This is a genomic window from Caballeronia novacaledonica (assembly GCF_900258035.1).
GTDB classification, from domain to species: domain Bacteria; phylum Pseudomonadota; class Gammaproteobacteria; order Burkholderiales; family Burkholderiaceae; genus Caballeronia; species Caballeronia novacaledonica.
This window is the reverse complement of the sequence record NZ_OGTP01000022.1, coordinates 16752-35444: the sequence shown is the minus strand read 5'-3', so window position 1 is coordinate 35444 and position 18693 is coordinate 16752. Positions and strand designations below refer to the sequence as shown.

The 18693-nt window shown below is 62.3% G+C and carries 17 protein-coding genes; 7 read left to right on the top strand and 10 right to left on the bottom strand.

Annotated elements, in window-relative coordinates:
• The first annotated feature begins 8 nt into the window (after positions 1–8).
• On the top strand, positions 9–1256 hold the full coding sequence (locus NOV72_RS24870) for an NAD(P)/FAD-dependent oxidoreductase (protein WP_106857214.1): 1248 nt from the start codon (positions 9–11) through the stop codon (positions 1254–1256).
• A gap of 20 nt (positions 1257–1276) precedes the next feature.
• Here the strand turns inward: NOV72_RS24870 and NOV72_RS24865 are convergent, their stop codons facing one another.
• The 3 genes from NOV72_RS24865 to NOV72_RS24855 all read right to left on the bottom strand — a co-directional run bounded on the left by NOV72_RS24865 (position 1277) and on the right by NOV72_RS24855 (position 4694).
• The gene (locus NOV72_RS24865) at positions 1277–1732 is read right to left on the bottom strand and encodes a ribonuclease (RefSeq protein WP_106857277.1); all 456 of its coding nucleotides are present in this window, start codon (positions 1730–1732) and stop codon (positions 1277–1279) included.
• Positions 1733–1892: 160 nt separating this feature from the next.
• Positions 1893–4157, bottom strand: coding sequence for a M48 family metalloprotease (locus tag NOV72_RS24860; RefSeq protein WP_106857213.1), 2265 nt, complete (start codon positions 4155–4157; stop codon positions 1893–1895).
• Between the two features lie 63 nt (positions 4158–4220).
• Positions 4221–4694, bottom strand: a complete 474-nt coding sequence (locus NOV72_RS24855; RefSeq protein WP_106857212.1) for a hypothetical protein — start codon at positions 4692–4694, stop codon at positions 4221–4223.
• Positions 4695–4885: 191 nt separating this feature from the next.
• On the opposite strand from NOV72_RS24855, the gene NOV72_RS24850 reads away from it, so the two are divergent.
• Entirely contained in the window at positions 4886–5578 is a 693-nt protein-coding gene (locus NOV72_RS24850; RefSeq protein ID WP_106857211.1) for an NnrU family protein, read from the top strand.
• A gap of 20 nt (positions 5579–5598) precedes the next feature.
• Here the strand turns inward: NOV72_RS24850 and NOV72_RS24845 are convergent, their stop codons facing one another.
• From NOV72_RS24845 to NOV72_RS24825, 5 genes are all read right to left on the bottom strand, one after another.
• The gene (locus NOV72_RS24845) at positions 5599–6957 is read right to left on the bottom strand and encodes an epoxide hydrolase family protein (protein ID WP_106857210.1); all 1359 of its coding nucleotides are present in this window, start codon (positions 6955–6957) and stop codon (positions 5599–5601) included.
• Between the two features lie 65 nt (positions 6958–7022).
• Complete coding sequence (locus tag NOV72_RS24840) at positions 7023–7946, bottom strand: SDR family NAD(P)-dependent oxidoreductase (RefSeq protein ID WP_106857209.1); 924 nt, start codon at positions 7944–7946, stop codon at positions 7023–7025.
• Between the two features lie 51 nt (positions 7947–7997).
• The gene (locus tag NOV72_RS24835) at positions 7998–8990 is read right to left on the bottom strand and encodes a carbon-nitrogen hydrolase family protein (protein WP_106857208.1); all 993 of its coding nucleotides are present in this window, start codon (positions 8988–8990) and stop codon (positions 7998–8000) included.
• A 79-nt stretch (positions 8991–9069) separates the two neighbouring features.
• Entirely contained in the window at positions 9070–9510 is a 441-nt protein-coding gene (locus NOV72_RS24830; protein ID WP_106857276.1) for a MarR family winged helix-turn-helix transcriptional regulator, read from the bottom strand.
• A gap of 260 nt (positions 9511–9770) precedes the next feature.
• The gene (locus NOV72_RS24825; RefSeq protein WP_106857207.1) at positions 9771–10919 is read right to left on the bottom strand and encodes a porin; all 1149 of its coding nucleotides are present in this window, start codon (positions 10917–10919) and stop codon (positions 9771–9773) included.
• A 314-nt stretch (positions 10920–11233) separates the two neighbouring features.
• Here NOV72_RS24825 and NOV72_RS24820 point away from each other — a divergent pair, with 314 nt between their 5' ends.
• Both NOV72_RS24820 and bluB read left to right on the top strand, forming a co-directional pair.
• Positions 11234–13735, top strand: coding sequence for a glycogen/starch/alpha-glucan phosphorylase (locus tag NOV72_RS24820; RefSeq protein WP_106857206.1), 2502 nt, complete (start codon positions 11234–11236; stop codon positions 13733–13735).
• Positions 13736–13813: 78 nt separating this feature from the next.
• The gene (gene bluB / locus NOV72_RS24815; protein WP_106857205.1) at positions 13814–14464 is read left to right on the top strand and encodes a 5,6-dimethylbenzimidazole synthase; all 651 of its coding nucleotides are present in this window, start codon (positions 13814–13816) and stop codon (positions 14462–14464) included.
• 15 nt (positions 14465–14479) lie between these two features.
• On the opposite strand, the gene NOV72_RS24810 is transcribed toward bluB, so the two are convergent.
• Complete coding sequence (locus NOV72_RS24810) at positions 14480–15574, bottom strand: branched-chain amino acid ABC transporter substrate-binding protein (RefSeq protein ID WP_245933145.1); 1095 nt, start codon at positions 15572–15574, stop codon at positions 14480–14482.
• A 250-nt stretch (positions 15575–15824) separates the two neighbouring features.
• The gene (locus NOV72_RS24805; protein WP_106857203.1) at positions 15825–16190 is read right to left on the bottom strand and encodes a BON domain-containing protein; all 366 of its coding nucleotides are present in this window, start codon (positions 16188–16190) and stop codon (positions 15825–15827) included.
• A 396-nt stretch (positions 16191–16586) separates the two neighbouring features.
• Between NOV72_RS24805 and NOV72_RS24800 the strand changes: the two genes are divergently transcribed.
• From NOV72_RS24800 to NOV72_RS24790, 3 genes are read left to right on the top strand one after another with little or no spacing between them, the layout of a single operon-like run.
• Positions 16587–17702 carry a SpoIIE family protein phosphatase gene (locus NOV72_RS24800; protein WP_106857202.1) on the top strand — a complete coding sequence of 372 codons (1116 nt, stop codon included), beginning with the start codon at positions 16587–16589 and terminating at the stop codon, positions 17700–17702.
• 12 nt (positions 17703–17714) lie between these two features.
• Positions 17715–18278 carry a SiaB family protein kinase gene (locus NOV72_RS24795; protein ID WP_106857201.1) on the top strand — a complete coding sequence of 188 codons (564 nt, stop codon included), beginning with the start codon at positions 17715–17717 and terminating at the stop codon, positions 18276–18278.
• Positions 18279–18296: 18 nt separating this feature from the next.
• The gene (locus NOV72_RS24790; RefSeq protein ID WP_106857200.1) at positions 18297–18692 is read left to right on the top strand and encodes a DUF1987 domain-containing protein; all 396 of its coding nucleotides are present in this window, start codon (positions 18297–18299) and stop codon (positions 18690–18692) included.
• Position 18693: the final 1 nt, after the last annotated feature.

Below are 18693 nucleotides of genomic sequence, written 5' to 3'. Positions count from 1 at the left end.
AAATAGCAATGAATAAGGAATGTTCGATGAATGCCTCTGTCGATGTCGCCATCATTGGCGCCGGCCCTTCGGGTGCGGTCGCGGCGGCGCTCCTGCGAAAAGCGGGACGTTCGGTGCTCGTGCTCGAACAACAACACTTTCCGCGCTTTTCGATCGGTGAAAGTCTGTTGCCGCAAAGCATGGCGTATCTCGAAGAAGCGGGCATGCTGCAAGACGTCGTCGAGGCGGGCTTTCAGTACAAGAACGGCGCGCAGTTCGTCCATCACGATCGGGCGGCGGCTTTCGATTTTCGCGACAAGCATTCGGACGGCTGGGGCACGACCTTTCAAGTCGAGCGCGCGGTCTTCGACGATCTGCTGATTCGCCGCGCGGCGAAGCAGGGCGCCGAAGTGCGCTTCGGCCATTCGGTGCTGGATATGAAGACCGGCCATGCGCCCGTGCTCGAAGTCGCCGACGAGGCCGGCACGCGATACCAGGTGCATGCGCGCTTCGTGTTCGATGCAAGCGGCTTCGGACGCGTGCTGCCGCGTCTCCTGAATCTCGAAGCGCCGACGCGCCTGCCGACGCGCGCGGCCATCTTCACGCACATCCGCGACGGCATTCCGCCCGAAGCGCACGATCGCAACAAGATCACGGTCGCCGTGCATCCCGAACATCGCGACGTGTGGTACTGGATGATTCCGTTGGCGAACGGACGCTCGTCCGTCGGATGTGTCGCGGAAGCGGCGTTCCTCGACGTGCCGGAAGCGCAGCGCGAAGCGAAACTCCGTGCATTGATCCGCGGCGAGCCGACGCTGAACCGGCTGATCGGCGATGCGCCCTTTTTGATGCCGGTGCGGCATATCGGCGGATATTCGGCGAATGTGGAGCGGCTGCACGGCCCGGGTTACGCGCTGCTCGGCAACGCGGGCGAGTTTCTCGACCCCGTGTTTTCTTCGGGCGTGACGATCGCGTTGCGGTCCGCGCATCTGGCTGTCGAGACGCTGGAGCGTCAGTTGAAGGGCGAGGCCGTCGATTGGCAGGCGCACTACGACCGGCCGCTGCGCAAGGGCATCGATACGTTCCGGGCGTTCGTCGAAAACTGGTACACGGGGAAACTGCAGGACATCATCTTCGCGCGCGATCAGACGCCGGGCATCCGCCGCATGATCGCCGCGGTGCTGGCCGGGTACGCGTGGGACGAGACGAACCCGTATGTGGCCGAACCAGTGCGCCGGTTGAACACGCTGCACGAGGTCTGCATGCAGCGCGGGTGACGGGAGAAACCGCGCCCGGCTTATTCCGCGATTCGCTTGAAGCTGACGTAATAATCGTCGGTATAGAAACATTCGCCGGTCTGCCTGCGCGGTCCTCCGCACACGATCCGGCGCTGCCCGCGATCCGTCGAACCCGGCGTGCGAACCGTGTAAGCATGGTAGTAGCCGCGCGGATGCTTCGGCAGCAGGCTCGAACTGTTGCGGAACAGGACGCCGTCTTCGCCGAAAGGATAGGGGCCGCCCGCCTTGATCAGCCGCAGGGTTTCGGCTGCTTCCGCCGGCAACTGCGCCTTGGCGACGGTGCCCAGCACGCCCGATGCGGCGGGTGTTTCGCTCGCGCTTTGCGCCGGCTGAACCGGCGCCTGGCTCGCGGATGCACCCGATGCTTCGGTGGCGTTTTGCGATCCGCTCTTGTTACATGCGCCGAGAATCGCGCTCAGGGCAACGATGCCGGAGAAAACCCACGCTTTCTTCACGAAACGGCTCTCCACTCGTTGACCGGGATTCGACGACAGGGATGAATGTAAAGGTATCGCTAATAGCGGAGCGAAGCAATGTTCGGATGGGAATTGGCGCGTTTTGTATGACAAGCGGACGGGCTCGCCATACAGCATTTCGCGCCTTGATGCATTCGAATCAGATGTCGATGATCGATTTGATCCATCCCGCAAGCACCACGAGTCCGAGCGAGACGATGACGGCTTTGCGCGCCGTCGAAAGCCCGTGCTGCGGCGACTCGGTGTTGAACCTTCTCCAACGAAAGTTTCCGGCAACTGCGCCTGTCATCGCGCCCGGGAATGCCGCCAGCGACGCCACGCAGAGATAGAGCAGGACCGATGTCACACTCGACTCTAGCGTCGATGCCGCGTTCAGGTCGATCGTCACCAGTCCGCCGATGCTCATCACGATGCCCGCGATCGAACCCGCGCACAGACCGTACAGCGCATTGAACGCGCCGGGGCGCGATGCGGCGACGATCGCCGCGAGCGCAGCCACGAGCGCGATGGGCACGATCAGCGCATAGCCGCTGCTACCCGCGCGCACCGCGATGTGATGCAGCGCGGAGAACGGCGCATAGACCGCAGCTTCGATACCGCCGGGCAGGAACTTGCGATATCTCAGCAACTCGATCCAGAGACAAAACACCAGTCCGGCGCCGGCGCCCGTCGATATCGCGCGCGCCGGACGGAATTCGACGAGATGCGGCAAACGTCCGGCATGCGGTTCGGCATCGAGAAACACCCAGCCGGATACGGAGCGGTCGCGCCGCATGCGCACGAACCATCGCGCGGACCAGGGGAAGAGCCATGCCGCGAGCGCCGCCACGACCAGCGGCGGCGCGATCATCACGAGCGACGTGTAGAACGTGTTGTGAATCCCGAGCGCGACGAGCGTTGCGGACGCAAAGGTGCCCCACGCGAACATCCCCGCGACGACTGCGATCGAGATGCCGCCCGTCAGCATCAGCACCGGCAGCGGCGACCTGCTCTTCACGGTCACCTCGACCCATGCGGCGCCCGCACGTGCGATCCAGTCGGCGATGAGCCAGCATCCGGTCATCGCGAAGACGAGCGCGATGACATGAACTTCGAGCAGCGTCATCGCGGTGTCCACGCGGATGCGCGGCACCGATGCTCCGCCCCAGAGAAACTCCGCGCCGATCAGCACCTGATTCAGAAAGTATCCGAGCGCGAAGACCGCGCCGGCAGCCGCCGTGCCTTTCACCGGATCGCGACCGTTCAGGACGGCCGCGTAGGCGCCGCGCCAGATGCCGGTGCTGAGCGCGCCGATGGCAAGGATCATGACGACGAGCGGCACACCCAGCGCCGCCACGATGGACACGCGCGCGAGCGCGACCGCCGAACCCGCCGGAACGAAAGCGATCAGCAGACCCTGCGCCGTATCGATGACGACGCCCGCCGCAAAGCCGATGCCGAGTGCATCCCACTTGCCGAGGCTGAAGAGCGGGGTGGTGTCGGCGAGCACGGCGCGACGCATTGCCCCGCGCGGATGCAGGCTCAGAAAGGCGGCCGGTCCATGCGGCGAGGCGGCGCCGATACGCGCGAGCACGCGATCGACCTGCGCGGGCGAGCCGTCCCATTGGGATGCCTGCACATCCGCGTAAAACTCGCGAACGCGCAGCACCGACGCGCCCGAGAGCAGCACGAGCGCGCTCCACAACGTGGCTTTGGCGAGCAGAAACAGCGACGCATGCCAGACGCGTCCGCCGAGCAACGTGATCCCGAACAACGGAACCACGCTCACGATGACGAACGCGAGGCACGCCGAGATCGTCATGAACGTCTTGTCGATGTCGCGGTTTCTGATGTGCGCGAGTTCGTGAAGGATGATCGCGCGAAACGCGGGCCGGTCGGCGTAAAAGTAGTGCGCCACGAATGCGCCGCTCAGCGCGACGTAATAGTCGCCGCGTCGTCCGAACGTCACGGGCAGACCGTTCGCGAGCGGGTTCCATACGAAGGAGGGCGCAGCGCTCAGCCGCGCTTGCCGGCCAAGCTCGGTGAGGGCGTCGAGCAGGCCGGGAGGATCGTCCCGGCTGATCGGCGCGAGACGTTGCGACTTCAGCTTCCAGAGCGGAAAGAACCAGTAGAACAGGGCGCCGAGCGCGAGCGTGACCATGACCCCGGCGATCTTCCACGTCGTTTGCGGCCTGAGCAGCGCCATGCACGTTGCAACCTGCGGAGCGAAATCCGCGCGTATCTCCGACGCCGCGAGCACGTCCTGCGTGCGCAGGCTGGACTCGAATACGGCTGCGACGATATTCGAGGCGCACGCCGTCAGCGTGTCTCGTCCTTCGAGATGAACGCTTTCCCAGAAATGCGAGTAGAACTGGCTGCTGACACAGACGACGAGAACGATCAGCAGATCGAACCGCAACGTCATGTCAGACGGAAAGGGCAGCGGATTGAGCCGAGGCCGCAGAGCGACGTGTTCCGGCACGATGCATCACTTTTTCTGGAGGACGAACTGGGCGACGACGGCATCGGCGAGGCGCTGCGTCTGCGCGGATTCGAGGCGCAGCCGCTCGCCCGCCGCGATCACGTTTCGATGGACTTCGCCCAATTGCTCGCTGGTCAGGGCGGCATCGGCATTGGCGTCGTCCCGATGGAACATCTTCCGCACGAGCATCGAAACCTCTTCGCCGACGGCATTTTCCGTTACCTTGAGCGCGATGCTGCCCAGCACCGGCATGATTTCGGACACGATCTGGAGGACGAGCGGCGTCAAAAGGATCGAAAATGCGTCGGTTCCGAAGCCGAGCGCGGCGTCGCGGCTTTTCGATGCCTTCTTCGCCGCGGCCGGATCGGCGAACCAGGCCGCGCTGGCTGCCGGGAACAGCGGAAGCTCCTGGGGCGCGATCCGCGTGAGGACGTCGCGAGAGATGTCGCGGATCAGATCGTGTTCAGCGGCATTGCCCATGAGCCGGCCTCCGACTGTGGAATCCGTGGTATTCGGCTTGAAAGCTAGCTTTCGCCCTCGCCGATGTCAAAGGGATTCGTTCCGGATAACGGATTGAGTGGATGATTTGGCCGAATGAGAAAGGGATGGCGGGTGGACAATCGACATCGCGCAAACCGGTCATCGGCGACATGAGTTGAGGAGCACGGAGCATGGACAACACCAACGCGGTTCTGGCGGCGGCGGTCGCCTTCGTCGGCAGTCACTTTCTCTTGTCGCATCCGCTGCGCAAACCGGTGATCCGCGCAATCGGCGAGATGGGATTTCAGGGCGTCTATTCGCTGGTCGCGTTCGTGACGCTCGGCTGGATGGTCGTTGCCTACCTCAAGGCGCCCATGACGGCGCCCTTGTGGCCGGTCGGCGACGCGCTCTGGGCGATCGTGAGCGCCGTGATGCTGATCGCGTCGATCCTCCTGATGGGCTCGCTGATCCGCAATCCGGCGCTGCCCACTGGCGGACGCCCGGCCGCGTTTCCGGACGCGGCGCGGGGCGTGTTCGCGGTGACACGTCATCCGATGATGTGGTCGTTCGCACTCTGGGGGCTTTGCCACATCGCCGTGTTCCCGGTGACGAAGAACATCGTCGTTGCGGCGGCGATCGTCGTCCTTGCGCTCGTCGGCGCCGCTTTGCAGGATCGGAAGAAGGAACGCCTTCAGCCCGATCTCTGGCCGGCGTGGGAATCGAAGACGAGCTATCTGCCGTTCGCGGCGATCGTCGCGGGGCGTGCGCGGCTCGGCGGATTCGGCCTGCACGCGCTGCTGGGCGGGCTCGTCGTCTGGCTCGTCGCGACGTGGGCGCATATCCCGCTCGCCGGATGGGCGGCGGGAATCTGGCGCTGGCTGTAGGAGCGCATCGGCCGGCATGTCTACGTACGCAGCGGCCTCAGCCCCGCGCGGACTTCCGCGGCGAACAGTTCCGGCTGTTCCCACGCCGCGAAGTGGCCGCCCTTGTCGAGCCGGTTGTACCAGATCAGGTTGTGATAGGCGCGTTCCGTCCAGCTTCGCGGCGCCTGATAGTTCTCGCGCGGGAAGACGCTGACCGCGGCGGGCACCGACACGTCCGCCGCGCCGATGAAGTTGAAATGCGATTCCCAGTAGAAACGCGCCGCCGAGACGCCGGTGTTCGTCAGCCAGTAGAGCGTGATGTCGTCGAGCACGTCGTCGCGCGTCATCGCACCTGACGATTCTCCGTCGACCGTGCGCCCGAACACCGCCGAAGTCAGCGCCGCCGCCGGTTGCACGTAGCCGTCGCCGTGATCGAGCAGCCAGCTCGCGAGACCGATCGGCGAGTCCGCGATACCGTAGAGCGTCTGCGGGCGCGTGCCCATTTCGAGCGCGTAGGCGCGGCGTTTTTTTGCTGCGCTGGCGAGCTGCTCGTATGCGTGCTTCTCTTCATCGTTGAGGCTGGCGGGCGGCGGATCGCCGGCTTGCAGCGCCTTGGCGATATCGGCGGGAAGTGTCGCCGGGAAGTTGACATGAATGCCGAGCAACTCGGGCGGCGCCTGCTTGCCCATCACGTTCGCGACGACACCGCCGAGATCGCCGCCTTGCGCCGCGAACTTCTCGTAGCCGAGCCGCTTCATGAGCGTCACCCAGGCGCGCGCGGTGCGTTCGGGGCCCCAGCCGGTTTCCGTCGGCTTGCCCGAGAATCCATAGCCCGGCAAGGACGGAATGACCAGATGAAACGCATCCGACGCACTCGCACCGTGCGCCGTGGGATTGATCAGCGGATCGATGATCTTGAACTGCTCGATTACCGAACCGGGCCATCCATGCGTGACGATGAGCGGCATCGCGTTCTCATGCTTCGAACGAACATGGATGAAGTGAATGTCCAGCCCGTCGATCTCGGTCACGAAATTCGGGTAGCCGTTCAGTTTTGTCTCGACCTTGCGCCAGTCGTAATCGGTGACCCAGTGACGCGCGAGCTCCTGCATCATCGCGAGCGGCACGCCTTGCGAACCGTCGGACACGGTTTCGCGTTCGGGCCAACGCGTCGCCCTGATGCGTCGGCGCAGATCGGTAAGCTGTGCCTCGGGCACGTGCACGCGAAGCGGACGTATTGCTTCCTTGTCGCCATTCGCCGCCTTCGCGACTGAAACAATCGACGGATTCGTTTCGGCAAACGCGATCTTGCTCAGCGATACCGCCGCGACACCGGCCGCCGCCGCGCCCACGAAGCGGCGGCGTGACGGAGAAGGGGGAAGGGTCTTGTTGTCGAACATGAGAACTCCTGATGAAATTGATTTGATCCACGCAAGCGTCGGAAAGAACGATTCAGTCGATGCGCTCAGGCACGGGTGAATTCAGCGGCATGTTGTTGGACGAACTCGCGCATGCTCGTCGGCGCTTTGCCGGTGAGCTTGATGAGGTCGTCGGTGAGGCGGTCGTATCGTCCTTGCGCGTGCAGTTCGCCCATCGTCGAAAGATGCCGGACGAGATGTTCGGGCACGTTCATCTGACGAAGCTTGTCCGACCACGGTCCAACCGGCACGTCGCGATAGCGGATCGTCCGGCCGAGCACGTCGGAGAAAATCGTTGCATAGTGCGTGAGATGCGCCGACTCCGGCCCCGTCAGGTTATAGATCTTGCCGATGTGCGGCGCGGGATCGTCGAGAATCGCCGCGACCGCGCGCGCCACGTCCACCGCCGATACCGGCGACGTGCCGCCATTGCCGAGCGGCACCGCGAGTTCGTCGCGCTCGCGCACGCCTTCCGCCGCGAGCAGCCGGAAGAAGCCCTCCAGAAAGACCGTGGGCCGCACCGTGACGACCGGCAGCCCGGACCATTGCAGCGCCTGTTCGGCGAGCCAGTGCAGCTTGTGCTGCGGGCTGTCGGTGGTCTCGGTGATGCTCATCTGGGTCACGGTCATCTGCGACATGTTCACGAACGCTTCGACGCCGTGATGACGTGCGACCGCCGCGGTGTTGACCGTGGCTTCCAGATATTGCGCGGACACGGACATGCCGAAGTAGATGCGCGAAACGCCTTCGATCGCGCGATGCATCGAGGCAAGGTCGGTCAGGTCGCCCTGCACGACTTCGGCGCCGAGTCGCCGTAGCTCGGCGGCCCGATCGTCTTCACGGCGCACGAGCGCGCGCACTTCATGTCCTTTTTCGAGCAGCATTTCCGTGAGACTTCGGCCGATGCCGCCCACCGCGCCGGCAGCGCCCGTCACGAGAATCGGACGATCGTGTCCAGATGAGTTCTTCATTTCAATCACCTCTTCAAACTGTGCCTGTTCATGTGAGACGGTCGCGAGCGTTCAGGCGCCCGAGCCGCGAAGCTCTTCCGCGCCGGATTCGTTGCCCGTCACCGCATGCGCCGTGCGTTCGTGCACGTGCGCGGCAGGCGTGCGGTCGATCACGAGGCTGAGCAGTTCAGGACGGTTGTAGTGGCCGGCCGCATCCATCAACATCTTGCGACGGTCGATCAACGTGAAGTCCAGATCGACGATAACCTCGCCTTCGCCCGAGCGCAGCGGTTCTGCCATCAGCATGCCGTCGGGCGACACGATCGTGGTGAAGCAGCCGCCCGAGATCGGACCGATTCCACAGCCGGTGTCCTTCATGATCTGCGCCTGCTGATCGGCATCGAGCCACGCCGTCGCGTTCACGACGAACGCGCCCGACTCCAGCGCATGCTGACGGATATTGATCTCCATCCGTTGCGCGAATCCTTCGCCGAACGCGGAGCCCGGATACATCGCGGAATGGATCTGCTCGCCGTCCGCGATCAGCGCGTAGCGCGCCAGCGGATTGTTGTGCTCGAAGCAGGCCAACTGGCCGATGCGACCAGCGGCGCTATCGACGGCGCGCAGGCCCGATCCGTCTCCTTGCCCCCAGATCATGCGCTCGAAATGAGTGGGCGTGATCTTGCGGCGGCGCTGGATCAGCGTGCCATCGGCATCGAAGAGCAACTGCGTGTTATAGAGCGTGCCGCCGTCGCGTTCATTCACGCCGATCGACACCACCATTCCCGCCTTGCGAGCCGCTTCGCCGATTGCGTCGGTGGCGGCGGACGGCACCGTCACGGCCTGTTCGAGCAGCCGGAGATGCTCGGTGCCGGAGAGCAGTTCGATGCCCGTTTGCACCGCCGAAAAGTACGGGTAATACGGCACGACCGTTTCAGGAAACGTGGCGAACTGCACGCCCTTTTCACCGAGTTCGAGAATCTTTTGCACAACCTTTGCGACCGTCGCCTCGCGACTGTAGAGCACGGGACTGAACTGAACTGCGGCTGCTTTGACGACCTTCATTGCAAACTCCTTTGCTGGTGATGACGAGCGCGGCTCGCCAGGGCGATCTTGCATATGCAACATCGATTAAAGGGGAAATTCAGCTCAGGCGCGGCGGCAAGTCGCCCGCGATGTGCATGAGCGCGTCGAGGCCCGCTTCGCCGAGAAGCGACGTGGCTTGTCCTTGCGCGGCGCACCACGCGGGCGCGGCGGTGTCGAGCAGCGCACGGCCGGCGTCGGTGAGCGAGAGCGGGCGGCTTCGTCCGTCGGCGCCGGGCGCAGCTTCGGCAACCCAGCCCCGCGCGATCAGCGCTTGCAGGTTTCGCGTCAAGGTCGATCGATCGTGCTGATTCTTGCGGCCGAGATCCGACCGGCTCAGCGGGCCGAGCTCCGCGACGAGCACGAGCAAGGAGAACTGCGATGCCGCGATGCCGAAGGGCCGAAGCGCGTCGTCGTAAATCGCGGTCAATGCGCGCGAGATTTGTCGCGTGCGGGTGAGGACGCAGTTGAGCGCAATCTCGTGACTCACGGCGTGTTGCATATGCAATACCTCGTTGTCCTGTTTGACGCCGCTGAACGTGCGGCATGCGATGGACGTATTGAAGCGTGCGGACGTATCCCGCACGTGTCGAAAACGAGGCGTTGTGTATGCGCGCGTATCCGCAAATGCCGCAGATACGTTGCGATACAAAGTCGAGGGAATCGACTCAGGAAGAAGAATCGGCCGCCGGGTGCGGCGATGTCAAAGAGGCATCGGGCTCTTGTATTTGTCGGATGACCCGATGCCTCTGCGATGCGAAATCAGAAGCGCGTCCGGATTCCCACGGTGCCGACCACCTGATTCGCCGTGGACGAAGCGCCCCCCGACGTGTTGATGAACGCCACGTATTGCGCGCCGATCGCGTGCTGGTACATCGCCTCCGCATAGACATCCGTGCGTTTGGAGAACGAATAGACCGCCTGCACATTGACCTGATTGAACTTCGGGTCCGCGCCGAAGGTTCGGCTGTTGGCGGCGTGGCCGTCGGTGTACGTATCGGCTATGCCGAAGCTGATCGATGGAGTGAACGCATACTTCGCGTTCAGTTCATAGTTGTTGAAGCTCATCGCGCCGTTGACCGAGTTGAACGACGTCGTGCCCTGATAGACGCTGCGGGTAAAGACGAAGCCGACCAGCGCGGGCCCGAAGGCGTAGTTGACGCCCGCGCCGAGCACCCACTGCCGGTTCGCGCCGAGCACGAATCCGCCCGTGCCGTTGGCCGTCGATTCCGCGACATCGATCGCGCCGCTCGTATTCGTGCTGTTCGAGCCGTTGATCTGCAAGTAGCCCACGGCGACATTGAGAGGACCATAGCTGTAGCTGCCGCCCGCGCTGTAGGCGCGGTTCATCGCGAAGTCCGTGTTATTCGAAAACGCATACAACGCGCCGAACTTGAACCCCGCGTAATTGGCGCTCGCGTACTTGACCGCGTTGCTCATGCGAATCGAGTGATTCAGGTTATCGTTGTCGAATGGATGCGCGAAGCCGGTATCGCCGAACGTGCCGGCGGTTGCCGAAAGCGGCGCCACGAAGTCGACCAGCGAATCGTACTGGCGACCCAGCGTCAGCGATCCGTAGCTCGTGGCGGAAAGTCCCACGTACGCCTGTCGGCCGAACTCGCGGCCATTCTGTCCAAGCCGGCCGTTCTGCACGTTGAAGCCATTTTCGAGCACGAATATCGCTTTGAGGCCGCCGCCCAGATCTTCGGAGCCGCGCAGTCCCCAGCGGCTTCCGTTGATGTTGCCGCTCGTCGCCTGCCACAGCGAACCCTGCGTTCCGCCTTTGGCGACATTGTTCGTATACATGATGCCCGCATCGATGATGCCGTATAGCGTGACCGAGCTTTGTGCGTGAGCATAGCCGCTCAGGGCGAGAGCGGGTATCGCCAGTGCGATGTGCGACCTTTTCATTGACTGACCTCCGGACGGGATGACGGATGTTCAATCGCAGAGGCTAGCTTTCATCGATGTCGAATCAAATTTCGGAGATCGAATTTTGTTCGATCTGTTGCTTCAATGACGATTGCTCCGTGCTTCGAACGGCCTGTCGCAGATTCGCCATATATCGGCGATAGATTGAAGAGTTTGCCAAACCGAAGTCTGCACGAGCGTTCGTTCCGTTTGCGAGCCTCTGGGTCATATCGCTGTCAAGCGCTGGACACACAAGCGGAACATCCTTGCAAAGCCTATATTGGCCATAACATGCGCGAGCACGAGGATAGATCATGGACGACATGCCCACCTTGCGTTTACCGACCGCCGCCGAACCGGCGCGCAGCGGACTCGGCGTCGAGGCGCTTCGGCGCGACATCGTCGATAACCTGATCTGCCTTCAGGCGCGCTATCCGGAAATCGCGACTCCGCACGACTGGTACATGGCGCTGGCCTACGCTGTCCGCGACCGGATGATGACCCGCCGCGTCGCGACCACACACACATATGTCGCGCGTGATGCGAAGGTCGCCTGCTATTTCTCCGCCGAGTTTCTGATCGGGCCGCAACTCGGTAACAACCTGATTAACTTGGGCATCGAACGCAATGCTCGTGAAGCGTTGCAAACGCTAGGCCTCGATCTCGATGCACTGATTGCGATCGAGGAAGAACCGGGCCTCGGCAACGGCGGCCTCGGACGTCTGGCCGCGTGTTATCTCGACTCGCTTTCCACGCTCGAAATTCCGGCCATCGGTTATGGCATTCGTTATGAATTCGGCATCTTCGATCAGGAGATTCGCGACGGCTGGCAAGTGGAAGTCACCGACAAATGGCTGCAAAAGGGAAATCCGTGGGAAATCCTGCGCCCGGACGTTGCCTTCTATGTGAACTTCGGCGGCCGCACCGAGAGCGGCACCGATAATCAAGGGCGCTTCAGCGTGCGCTGGATTCCCGCATACACCGTCAAAGGCGTGGCCTGCGACACGCCGATTCCCGGTTTCCGCGTCAACACATGCAACAGCCTGCGGCTGTGGAAGAGCGAGGCCGTCGAGTCGTTCGATCTTCAGGACTTCAACGCCGGCGATTACTACGAAGCCGTCCACGAAAAGGTTCAATCCGAGACGCTGTCGAAGGTGCTTTATCCGAATGACGAACCGGAAGCGGGCAAGCGGCTGCGGCTCGCACAGCAATACTTCTTCGTCTCGTGTTCGTTGCAGGATATGTTGCGGCTGCTCGCGCTCAAGGGCGAGCCGATCGAGCGGTTGCCGGACATGTTCACCGCGCAGATGAACGATACCCATCCTTCGATCGCCGTCGCCGAGTTGATGCGTCTGCTGGTGGACGAACGGCAACTCGCGTGGGACGAGGCATGGGACATCACGCGGCGCACGCTCGCCTATACGAATCACACGCTGTTGCCCGAAGCGCTGGAGACTTGGGGACTGCCGCTCTTTCAAGGTCTGCTGCCGCGCCTGCTGGAAATCATCTACGAGATCAACAGCCGCTTCCTCGACGAAGTGAGGCAGCACTATCCGGGCGACGATGCACGCCTCGCGCGCATGTCGTTGATCGATGAAAGCGGTGCGAAGCGCGTACGCATGGCGCATCTGGCGACCGTCGGCAGTCACGCGGTGAACGGCGTCGCCGCGCTGCATTCGCAGTTGCTCGAAGAAACCGTGCTGCGCGATTTCGCCGAGCTGTGGCCCGGACATTTCCGCAACGTGACGAACGGCGTCACGCCGCGACGCTTCCTGATGCTCAGCAATCCCAGCCTTGCGTCGCTGCTCGACGAAACGCTCGGCGAGGGCTGGCCGACCGATCTCGGCAAACTGCGCGGGCTGGACAAGCACGCTGACGACGCCGCGTTTCAGGAGCGCTGGCGCCGTGTGAAGCAGGCGAACAAGGAAACGCTCGCCGCGCAGATCAAAACCGCGACGGGCATCGTCGTCGATCCGTCGGCGCTATTCGACATTCAGGTCAAACGGATTCACGAGTACAAGCGGCAGCATCTGAACGCGCTCTATATCGTGTCGCTCTATCAGCGCTTGCGCCGCGATCCGCAACTCGCGCTGACGCCGCGCTGTTTCGTCTTCGGCGGCAAGGCGGCCCCAGGCTATGCGATGGCGAAGCTCATCATCCGCCTCATTAACGGGATCGCCGAAGTCGTGAATGACGACCCCGTCGTGAACGGACGCTTGAAAGTCGTGTTCTTTCCCGACTTCAACGTGAAGAACGCGCATTTCATCTACCCTGCCGCCGATCTCTCCGAACAGATTTCGACGGCCGGCAAAGAGGCATCGGGCACCGGCAACATGAAGTTCATGATGAACGGAGCGCTCACCATCGGCACGCTCGACGGCGCGAACATCGAGATTCGTGAAGAAGTCGGCGACGAGAACTTCTTTCTGTTCGGCCTGAGCGCCGCCGAAGTCGAACGCGTCAAACGCGAAGGCTATCGCCCGGCGGACTTCGTGAACGCGAATCAGGAATTGCACGAAGTGCTGGAAGTGATCGCGAGCGGTCACTTCTCGCGCGGCGACCGCGAAGTGTTCTGTCCGCTGGTCGATAACCTGCGCTATTCGGATCCCTTCCTCGTGATGGCCGACTATGCCTCCTACGTCGCGCGACAGGAAGACGTCAGCACGGCCTGGCGGGATACGCGGGCCTGGACGCGCATGTCGATCCTGAACACCGCGTATTCCGGCAAGTTCTCTTCGGATCGGGCGATCCGCGAATACTGCGAGCAAATCTGGAATATCGGGCCGGTGAGAATCGCGCTCGATCAGCGAGGCTGAGGGCGTTCGCACATAGCGAGATCGCAGGCGATCCGCCGGGTATGATGCTTGTCCGTGAGTCAATCTTCATCGATATCCATGGAAAAAGCATTCAGCGAGGCGGATCGCGAAGCGGTCTATCGCGCCATTCACGAACGTCGCGACATGCGTCACTTCGTGAGCGATCCCATTGCGCCGCCGGTCATGCAGCGGCTCATCGACGCGGCGCTGCATGCGCCGAGCGTCGGCTTCATGCAGCCTTGGCGCATCCTGCGCATCACGTGTGCGCAGATTCGCGGGCGCTTGCAAGACGCCGTCGAACGCGAGCGCCTGCTCACCGCCGACGCCCTCGGCGAGCGGCGCGATTCGTTCATGCGGCTCAAGGTGGAAGGCTTGCGTGAGTGCGCCGAAGTGCTCGTCATGGCGCTGATGGACGGCCGCGAAAACTACGTATTCGGACGACGCACGCTGCCCGAAATGGACCTCGCTTCAGTGGCTTGCGCGATTCAGAACATGTGGCTCGCGGCGCGCGCGGAAGGACTCGGCATGGGCTGGGTTTCCCTGTTCGATCCGCAGGAAGTGGCGGCGCTGTTGAACATGCCTTCAGGCGCGAGGCCCGTCGCGATTCTTTGCGTCGGGCATGTGGAACGCTACTACGATGCACCGATGCTCGAAACCGAGCATTGGGCGAAGCGCCGCTCCATCGACGAATGCGTGTTCGAGAACGCGTGGCCGTCAGCGAAGGAATAGGGCGGGCGAGCCTCCTTATTTCTCCGCGCCGATGGTCGTCACCGGTTGCCATTTCATCGACTTCACCTGATAGAGCGTCGATGTCGGATTGTTCAGGTCTCCGTATTTATCGAACGAGATATGTCCGGTGATGCCGTTGTACTGCATCGTGCGCAGCGTCTGCATGAACGTGGCGGGCTTCACCGAGTTCGCCTGTTTCATGGCGGTGATGGCGAGCCACGCGCAGTCATAGGCGAACGGCGCATAGGTCAGCGTGTCCGCGCCGAAGCGTTTCTTGAACTTCTCCGCGAACGCGCGGCCTTCAGGCAATGAATCGACGGGCCGGCCGTATTCCCATGCCATCGCACCTTCGGCCGCGCTTCCGGCGGAGCTGATGAAGACGCTATCGGCGATGCCGCCGCTTCCGACGAATTGCGCGCGTATGCCGAGCTGCTTCATGCGCTTGACGATGAGACCCGCCTGGCCGTCGAGCCCGCCGAAATACAGCAGGTCCGCATTGGCCGCCTTGATGTTCGTGAGTTGCGCGTTGAACTCGACGGCCTTGTCGGTGGTGTATTCCTCGGACACGATCTGGCCGCCGGCCGCTTGCACGGCTTTCTTGAATTCTTCGACTGCGCCTTGTCCGAAGGCGGTGCGGTCGTCCATCACCGCGATCCGCTTCGCTTTCGTGACCTTCACGGCATACGTGCCGGCGTTGCCGGAGTTTTGCGTGTCGGTCGCGATGATGCGGAACACGTTGTTCAATCCCTGCCGCGTGATGGCCGGATTCGTCGCCGCCGGATCGATCAGCGGAATGCCCGCGCGCGCGAAGATCGGCGAGGAGGGAAGCGCGACGCCGGAGTTGTAATAGCCGACCACGGCGACCACGCCGTCATCCACCAGCTTTTGCGCCACCTGAACGCCGATGCGCGGATCGCCCTGATCATCGACGGAGGCGAGCTCGAACTGAACCGGCTGTCCTCCGATATTGATGTGTTGCGCGTTCGCCTCTTCCACGGCGAGACGCACGCCGTTTTCGATGTCCTTGCCATTGGCCGCGCCGAGGCCCGTGAGCGGTGCCGAAACGCCGATACGAACGGCTTGCTGAGCGCTGGCGACGAGCGGGGCCATGCAGAGCGCGGTCGCCGCGAAGAGGGAAAGGATCGCATTTTTCATGACAGGGCGCTCGTTGAGAGGAATGTCACGCGGTCGAGCCGGCGTCGCGAGGATTGCCGATCGTTCGTACACAAAGACGTGATCGGCAACGTGGGAGCCATTTTCCGCCGAAATCGGCGTTTCGTTGCTCCGGGTAAATTCCTATCCATAGCGGCGGGCCGGCGGCGAGTCCCGCAGCCGGCCCACGCAGCGAAGCAAACCTCGCTTACTGCCCGATTTCGCGGATCGTCAACGCGTTCTTGACGGACGTCACCCCGGCCGTTCCCTTTGCGGCCTCGGTGGCCTTGTCGATCTGCGACGCATCGGGGACGGTGCCCGCGAGTGTCACGGCGCCGCCGTTGGCACGAACCGATATCTTCGACACGCTCAAACCCTTAACCTTGGTCAGGCTCCTGCGCACGTCCTTGGCGAGTTGCCGATTGGCGGCTTTCGTCGATTTCGCGCTCGGTGCGGCCGATGTCGTCGCTGCCGCGTCGCTGCTCTGAGCATAAGCGCTGCCCATTCCCACGTTGATCGATACGGCGACGGCGAGCATGCCTGCTGCAACTGCAAGAGATTTTCGTGACTTCATTGTGAGTCTCCCTTTGACGAAGTTGTCCAAACGCACTGCGCGACGGTTATAAGGTGCAGTGCGCTGGGAAGTAAAGATACCCCGATCTGCGAAGTGTTGTCAGATGAGCGCGCTTATATCCGATGCGGCAATGTCGGCGGCGCTATCTTTAGCGTGTTTCACCACGCAAACGATTGCGCATTCGCCCGCTGTCTCACTCAGGCCACCTTTCTTTTGTCTGTCATATAAAGTACACACTTAAACCGTAGCGTGCGATGTTTCGTCATACGTCCACCGCGTGCCATGCAGCCAGCGTTCTCGAGGTTTCGCCGTTCTTCGCAGATTGAGCCACGCACTGCGGGAGACCTGTGCCAGGAAGTGCCGTTCGTAGACGCAGAGGACTCCAACGCTCTCGTGATGGAGATCTTTTCGGCCCGTCGCGACATGGGAAGTCTCGCGGTCATCGACGGCCTTCGTCCTATCGGCTTGATCAATCGCGATATTTTCATGTCGCAGATGAGCAAGCCTTTTCATCGCGAGCTTTACGACAAGAAGACCTGCATCGCGTTCATGGACAAGGAGCCGCTGATCGTCGATGCGGACGAGAGCATCGAAACGCTCGCATTCAGGACTGTCGAGGCCGGAGAGAAAGCGCTCGTCGATGGTTTCATCGTCACGCGCGGCGGACGCTTCACGGGCGTGGGCAGCGGTCTGGAACTCGTCAGCGCCGTAGCGGAAATGCAGGCGGAAAAGAATCGCCAGATCATGCAGAGCATCGAGTACGCCAGCGTGATCCAGCGCGCCATGCTGCGTGCTTCCGACGAGACCTTGTCGACGCATATCCGCGATGCCGCGATGGTGTGGGAACCGCGCGACGTGGTCGGCGGCGACTTCCATCACTTCGCGGCGTCCTCCAATGGCTGGTTCGGCGCGATCGCCGATTGCACCGGCCACGGCGTTCCCGGCGCGTTCATGACGCTGCTCGCTTCGGCGTCCTTGTCGAAGGCACTCGAACAGATGGGGCCGCGCGATCCGGCCGCCTTGCTGTCTGCGCTCAATCGCAACGTGAAGGGTTTGCTCGGGCAGGTGAACAGCGCGAGCGGAGGACCGCAATCGAATGACGGTCTGGATTCCGCGTTCTTCTGGTTCGATGCCGCGCAAAACGTGCTGCATTTCGCGGGCGCGAGGATTGCGCTGCATATCCTCGCGCCGGATGCGACGCAGTTCGAGACGATCGCGCCCGATCGCATGGGCGTGGGTTATGTCGACAGCCGTGCGGACTATGAATGGAAGGCGCACGCCATTTCGATATCAAAAGGCAGTCTCTTGTTCATCTGCACGGACGGACTGACCGATCAGATCGGCGGGCCGCGAAGCATTGCTTTTGGCCGGCGCCGCATTCTCGACGTGATTCGCGAACATCGGGCCGATTCGCCTTCCACGATCTGCGAAGCGCTTCGCCTCGCACTCGTCGATTGGCAACGCACCCAGCCGCGCCGCGATGACGTCACGTTCTTTTGTGCCCGTATCTAGTCAATTTTCAGAATGTCTCAACTACTCGATCAAGACAGCGCCTTTTTCGATCTGGCGCAGCGACGCAATGTTCTCTTCTATCACAAGGGCTATTTCTCGCATAACATCGTCGCGGCGATGGGCGAAGTCGTAAAGCTGCAATTGGAAGTCGCGGGCGTGAATGCTCCGACTCGCCGCAAGCTTTTCTCTTCCTTTGTCGAGCTTTCGCAGAACATCGTTCATTACTCGTCGGACGCGTTGAAGGCGGGCGGCGAGACGACAGGAGCCATACGTGAAGGCGCCGTCTGCATTTCGAAGGACGGCGAGCATCACGTGATGTTATGCGTCAATCCGATATCGACCGCGGAAGTCGAGCATTTGCGCAATAAGCTCGAGCCTTTGCGCAATATGTCTCTCGAAGAAATCAGGCAGGCTTACAAGCTATCATTGCGGTCCGATACGCCGGAGGATAGCAAGGGCGCCGGCCTTGGTTTTCTGACGATGGCGCGCGATGCGAGTGCGCCGCTCGAATTTGCTTTTCACCCGCGTGCCGACGATCCCGGAACCACGCTGTTTTGCCTCATGGCCACCATCTGAGCAGGAAGGCGCAATAACATGGATAACCTCTACATCGCCGCCACGACGACGTCGCCCGAGGTCGATTTTCGTTTCGACCAGCACGCGTTGTTGCTCAAGGGCGAGTCATACCCGGAAAACGCGGCGGCTTTTTATGCGCCCGTCATCGAGCAGATGCGCGCGTATTTGGCCGAGAACGCAGGCGCGGTCATCACCATCGACGTCGCGCTCACTTACTTCAACAGTTCGAGCACCAAGATGCTGTTCAGCATGTTCGACGCGCTCGATCAGGCGGCTCAGTCGGGCAGCCGCGTGCTGATGAACTGGTATCACGATGAAGAAGACGAGACGATCGCCGAATTCGGCGAAGAGCTGAAAGCCGATTTCGACGCGATCGAATTCACGGATCGTCCCATCGTCTATCAGGGACGTTGAG

Excerpts from the sequence above, each read along its gene's own strand:
- NOV72_RS24860 (WP_106857213.1), bottom strand. The coding sequence starts at position 4,157 with ATGACGTTGCGGTTCGATCTGCTGATCGTTCTCGTCGTCTGTGTCAGC.
- NOV72_RS24805 (WP_106857203.1), bottom strand. The coding sequence starts at position 16,190 with ATGAAGTCACGAAAATCTCTTGCAGTTGCAGCAGGCATGCTCGCCGTC.
- NOV72_RS24830 (WP_106857276.1), bottom strand. The coding sequence starts at position 9,510 with ATGCAACACGCCGTGAGTCACGAGATTGCGCTCAACTGCGTCCTCACC.
- NOV72_RS24850 (WP_106857211.1), top strand. The coding sequence starts at position 4,886 with ATGGACAACACCAACGCGGTTCTGGCGGCGGCGGTCGCCTTCGTCGGC.
- NOV72_RS24855 (WP_106857212.1), bottom strand. The coding sequence starts at position 4,694 with ATGGGCAATGCCGCTGAACACGATCTGATCCGCGACATCTCTCGCGAC.
- NOV72_RS24835 (WP_106857208.1), bottom strand. The coding sequence starts at position 8,990 with ATGAAGGTCGTCAAAGCAGCCGCAGTTCAGTTCAGTCCCGTGCTCTAC.
- NOV72_RS24845 (WP_106857210.1), bottom strand. The coding sequence starts at position 6,957 with ATGTTCGACAACAAGACCCTTCCCCCTTCTCCGTCACGCCGCCGCTTC.
- bluB (WP_106857205.1), top strand. The coding sequence starts at position 13,814 with ATGGAAAAAGCATTCAGCGAGGCGGATCGCGAAGCGGTCTATCGCGCC.
- NOV72_RS24795 (WP_106857201.1), top strand. The coding sequence starts at position 17,715 with ATGTCTCAACTACTCGATCAAGACAGCGCCTTTTTCGATCTGGCGCAG.
- NOV72_RS24870 (WP_106857214.1), top strand. The coding sequence starts at position 9 with ATGAATAAGGAATGTTCGATGAATGCCTCTGTCGATGTCGCCATCATT.
- NOV72_RS24800 (WP_106857202.1), top strand. The coding sequence starts at position 16,587 with ATGGAGATCTTTTCGGCCCGTCGCGACATGGGAAGTCTCGCGGTCATC.
- NOV72_RS24820 (WP_106857206.1), top strand. The coding sequence starts at position 11,234 with ATGGACGACATGCCCACCTTGCGTTTACCGACCGCCGCCGAACCGGCG.
- NOV72_RS24810 (WP_245933145.1), bottom strand. The coding sequence starts at position 15,574 with ATGGCCCCGCTCGTCGCCAGCGCTCAGCAAGCCGTTCGTATCGGCGTT.
- NOV72_RS24840 (WP_106857209.1), bottom strand. The coding sequence starts at position 7,946 with ATGAAGAACTCATCTGGACACGATCGTCCGATTCTCGTGACGGGCGCT.
- NOV72_RS24825 (WP_106857207.1), bottom strand. The coding sequence starts at position 10,919 with ATGAAAAGGTCGCACATCGCACTGGCGATACCCGCTCTCGCCCTGAGC.
- NOV72_RS24790 (WP_106857200.1), top strand. The coding sequence starts at position 18,297 with ATGGATAACCTCTACATCGCCGCCACGACGACGTCGCCCGAGGTCGAT.